The sequence below is a fragment of the Pseudomonas sp. EGD-AK9 genome (genome assembly GCF_000465935.2).
In the GTDB taxonomy this organism is placed as follows: Bacteria; Pseudomonadota; Gammaproteobacteria; order Pseudomonadales; family Pseudomonadaceae; genus Aquipseudomonas.
The window spans coordinates 1-3,829 of record NZ_AVOF01000310.1; the positions used below are offsets into that span (position 1 = coordinate 1).

The following is a 3,829-nucleotide window of genomic DNA, read 5'->3' on the forward strand; positions in this document are numbered from 1 at the left end:
CCGCTGCTGCGCTGGCTGCCGGGCAAGTACCGCGGCATCGAGGCCTGCGCCCTGGCCCGCGCGCTGTGGCGCCTGGCCCTGGAGGAAGAGCACGGCGTGCGCGTGATAGAGTCCTCCGACCTGCGCCGCCTGGGGCGCTGACGCCGTGGACGAAGCAATGCAACCGACAAGCCTGATCGAAGCCCTGCAAAACGCCGACATGCTGGAGATCGACGGCCTGCACGCCTGGCAGTTCGACCTCGACACCGAACTGCTGGCCCAGGTCAGCTCCGGCTCCGGCAGCGCCGACAGCGCGACCAAGCCACTGCTGCAGGTGCACTGCATCGACGGTCGCGAGCGCCGCCTGTGGCAGTTCTCCCTGGCCGCGGTGCAGGCCGCCCGGCACGTCGCGGAGGACGACAGCTGGCGCCTCGACGGCAGCGACGCGAGCCACAGCCTCAAGTGCTTCGCCGCCTTTCGCGGCGACAACGAGACTGACGACGCCGACGAGGCCTGAACCGTGGGCCTTTACGAGCGCCATATCCTGCCGCACCTGATCGATTTCGCCTGCGGCATGGGCGAGGTGATGAAGGTGCGCGCGCAGCTCGTGCCCCTGGCGCGCGGACGGGTGCTGGAGATCGGCATCGGCAGCGGCCTCAACCTGGGGTTTTATGATCCGCAGCGCGTCGAGAAGGTGGTCGGCGTCGATCCGTCCGCCGCGATGCAGGCCCTGGCCAGAAGCCGCGCCGCCGCCTGCGCGGTGCCGGTGGAAATGATCGCCCTGGAACTGGGGCAGATCCAGGCCGAGGACGCCAGCTTCGACGATATCGTCTGCACCTTCACCCTGTGCACCATCCCCGACGCCGTGGCGGCCCTGCACGAGATGCGCCGCGTGCTCAAGCCCGGCGGTCGCCTGCTGTTCGGCGAGCACGGCCTGGCCCCGGACCTGCCGGTGCTGCGCTGGCAGAAGCGCCTGACGCCCTGGTGGAAACCGCTGGCCGGCGGCTGCCACCTGGACCGCGACATTCCCGCGCTGATCGAAGCAGGCGGCTTTCATGTCCGCCAGCTGGACAGCGGCTACCTCAAGGGGCCGCGGCCGATGACCCATGTCTATCGCGGCTGGGCCGACTAGCAGGGGCCGTTGAAAAACTACCTACGTTTTTCAACGGCCTGCCAAGCTCGCATCCTCGCCGCGGCAGGCCATACTGCAACTCAGGTTGTTGGACCTCCACCGAAGGGAAGCCGACTCGCGCATGAAGCCAGCCACGCCGTCCATCCATCTCCGCCCGTTCGCCCTGTGCCTGGCCCTGCTGGCGGGTGCCTGGCCGCTGTTGGCCGAGGCCCGCACGGTGCGCGTCGGCCTGTATGCCAACGAGCCGAAGCTGTTCCAGAACGATGCGGGCCAGCCCGCGGGCATTCTCGGCGAGCTGCTGCTGGCCATCGCCCGCGAGGAGGGCTGGCAGCTGCAGCCCGTGCCCTGCGCCTGGCAGCAGTGTCTGCAGCTGGCCCAGGACGGCGAGATCGACCTGCTGCCGGACGTCGCCTTCAACGAGGAGCGCGCCCGCGTGCTGGATTTCCACCGCGTGCCGTCGCTGTTCAGCTGGTCGCAGCTGTACAGCCACGAGGAAGTGCAGCTGCGCAGCGTGCTCGACCTGCGCGGCCTGCGCATCGCCGCGCTGGAGGGTTCGATCCAGTACCAGTACCTGCAGAACCTGCTGTACAGCTTCGGCCTGCAGGCGCAGATGATTCCGCTGCGCGACCTGCGCCAGGGCTTCGAGCTGGTGGTGGCGCGCCAGGCCGATGCGGTGGCGGCCAATCATCTGTTCGGCGACTTCAACGCGCCCAGCTACCGCCTGACTGGCACGCCGATCATGTTCCAGCCGGCGCAGCTGTTCTACGCCACGCGCAAGGGCAGCAACGCCGACCTGCTGAGCGCCATCGACCGGCATCTACAGGTCTGGCAGGACGCGCCCGACTCGATCTACTACCAGGTGCTGCAGCGCTGGGGCGGCGAGCAGGCGCGCTGGCGCGTGCCCACCCTGCTCTGGTGGGGCCTGGCGACGCTCGGCCTGCTGCTGGCGCTGGCCGTTGGCGGTGGCCTGCTGCTGCGCCGCCAGGTGGCGGACAAGACCCGTCACCTCAGGGCCAGCGAAGAGCGCCTGAACACCATCCTCGACAGCGTCGAGGCCTATATCTACATCAAGGACCCGCAATTTCGCTACCAGTACGCCAACCGCAAGGTCTGCGAGCTGTTCGGGCTGCCGCCGGCGCAGGTGATCGGCAAGACCGACGCCGCCTTCTTCGACGCCGAGACCGTGCTGGCGCTGCAGGACAACGACCGCCGCGTGCTCGCCGGCGAGCGCATGGAAACCGAGGAAACCAACCGCGACCGCAACGGTCGGCGCGAACGCACCTACCTCTCGGTCAAGCTGCCGCTGCGCGCCGCCGACGGCAGCATCTATGCCCTGTGCGGCATCTCCACCGACATCAGCGAACACAAGAAGAACCTCGAACAGATTCACCAACTGGCCTATTACGACGCGCTGACCGGCCTGCCCAACCGCCGCCTGCTGCTCGAACGTCTGCAGTTCGCCCTGGCGCGCAGCGCGCGCAACCGCCGCGAGGGCGCACTGCTGTTCATCGACCTGGACAACTTCAAGCAGCTCAACGACACCCTCGGCCACGACATGGGCGACCTGCTGCTGCAGCAGGTCGGCGATCGCCTGCTCGATCAGCTGCGCCAGGAAGACAGCCTGGCGCGCCTGGGCGGCGACGAATTCGTGCTGATGCTGGAGAACCTCGACCCCGAGCCGCAGGCCGCCATCGCCGCCATCGAACAGGTCGCCGACAAGCTCCTGCGCGCCCTGGCCAAACCCTTCGAGCTGCCCGGACACAGCCACGACAGCAGCGCCAGCATCGGCGTGGCGCTGTTCTCCCAGCCCCACGACCGGCCGGAGGAACTGCTCAAGCACGCCGACCTGGCGATGTACGAAGCCAAGGCCGCCGGGCGCAACACCCTGCGCTTCTTCGACCCGCGCATGCAGCAGGCGCTGACCGCCCGCGCCGCCCTGGAACACGAGCTGCGCCGCGCCCTGGCCGACGGCCAGCTGCTGCTGCACTACCAGCCGCAGGTCGACCAGCACGGCACACTGCTCGGCGTCGAAGCCCTGGTGCGCTGGCAGCACCCGCAACGCGGCCTGGTGCCACCGGGCGAGTTCATTCCGCTGGCCGAGGGCTGTGGGCTGATCCTGCCGATAGGCCGCTGGATTCTGCACAGCGCCTGCCGCCAACTGGCCAGTTGGGCGCAGGACCCGCGCCAGACCGGGCTGACCCTGGCGATCAACGTCAGCGCACGCCAGTTCCATCACCCCGACTTCGTCGCCGACGTGCTCGCCGCCCTGACGGAAAGCGGCGCCGACCCGCAGCGCCTGGAGCTGGAGCTGACCGAAAGCCAGCTGGTGCAGGACATCGAGGCGCTGATCGGCAAGATGGGCCAGCTCAAGGCCCACGGCGTGCGCTTCTCGCTGGACGATTTCGGCACCGGCTACTCCTCGCTGAGCTACCTCAAGCGCCTGCCGCTGGACCAGTTGAAGATCGACCGCAGCTTCGTCCACGACCTGCAGGGCAGCGCCAGCGACACCGCCATAGTGCGCACCATCCTGGCCCTGGGCCAGGCCCTGGAGCTGCGGGTGATAGCCGAAGGCGTGGAAAACCAGGCGCAGCGCGACGCCCTGCTGCGCCTGGGCTGCCATTACTTCCAGGGCTACCTCTACGGCGCCCCGCAGCCGGCCGAGCAACTCGGCCTGCACGGCACGACGCCGGCCAGCGTGCGCCAGGGCGCGGGCCTGCA

At 69.0% G+C, this 3,829-nt stretch carries 3 protein-coding genes and 1 pseudogene; all 4 read left to right on the plus strand.

Annotation, left to right across the window (positions count from 1 at the left end; genetic code table 11):
• Window positions 1-141: pseudogene (locus tag N878_RS14765) on the plus strand (oxidoreductase); the annotation flags it as partial.
• Window positions 142-157: 16 nt separating this feature from the next.
• The gene (locus N878_RS14770) at window positions 158-496 is read left to right on the plus strand and encodes a DUF5629 family protein (RefSeq protein WP_021444398.1); all 339 of its coding nucleotides are present in this window, start codon (window positions 158-160) and stop codon (window positions 494-496) included.
• Between the two features lie 3 nt (window positions 497-499).
• Window positions 500-1,111: a class I SAM-dependent methyltransferase gene (locus N878_RS14775; protein WP_021444399.1), complete on the plus strand. Its 612-nt coding sequence runs from the start codon at window positions 500-502 to the stop codon at window positions 1,109-1,111.
• A 121-nt stretch (window positions 1,112-1,232) separates the two neighbouring features.
• A partial coding sequence (locus tag N878_RS14780; protein WP_021444400.1) for an EAL domain-containing protein occupies window positions 1,233-3,829 on the plus strand: 2,597 nt, incomplete at its 3' end.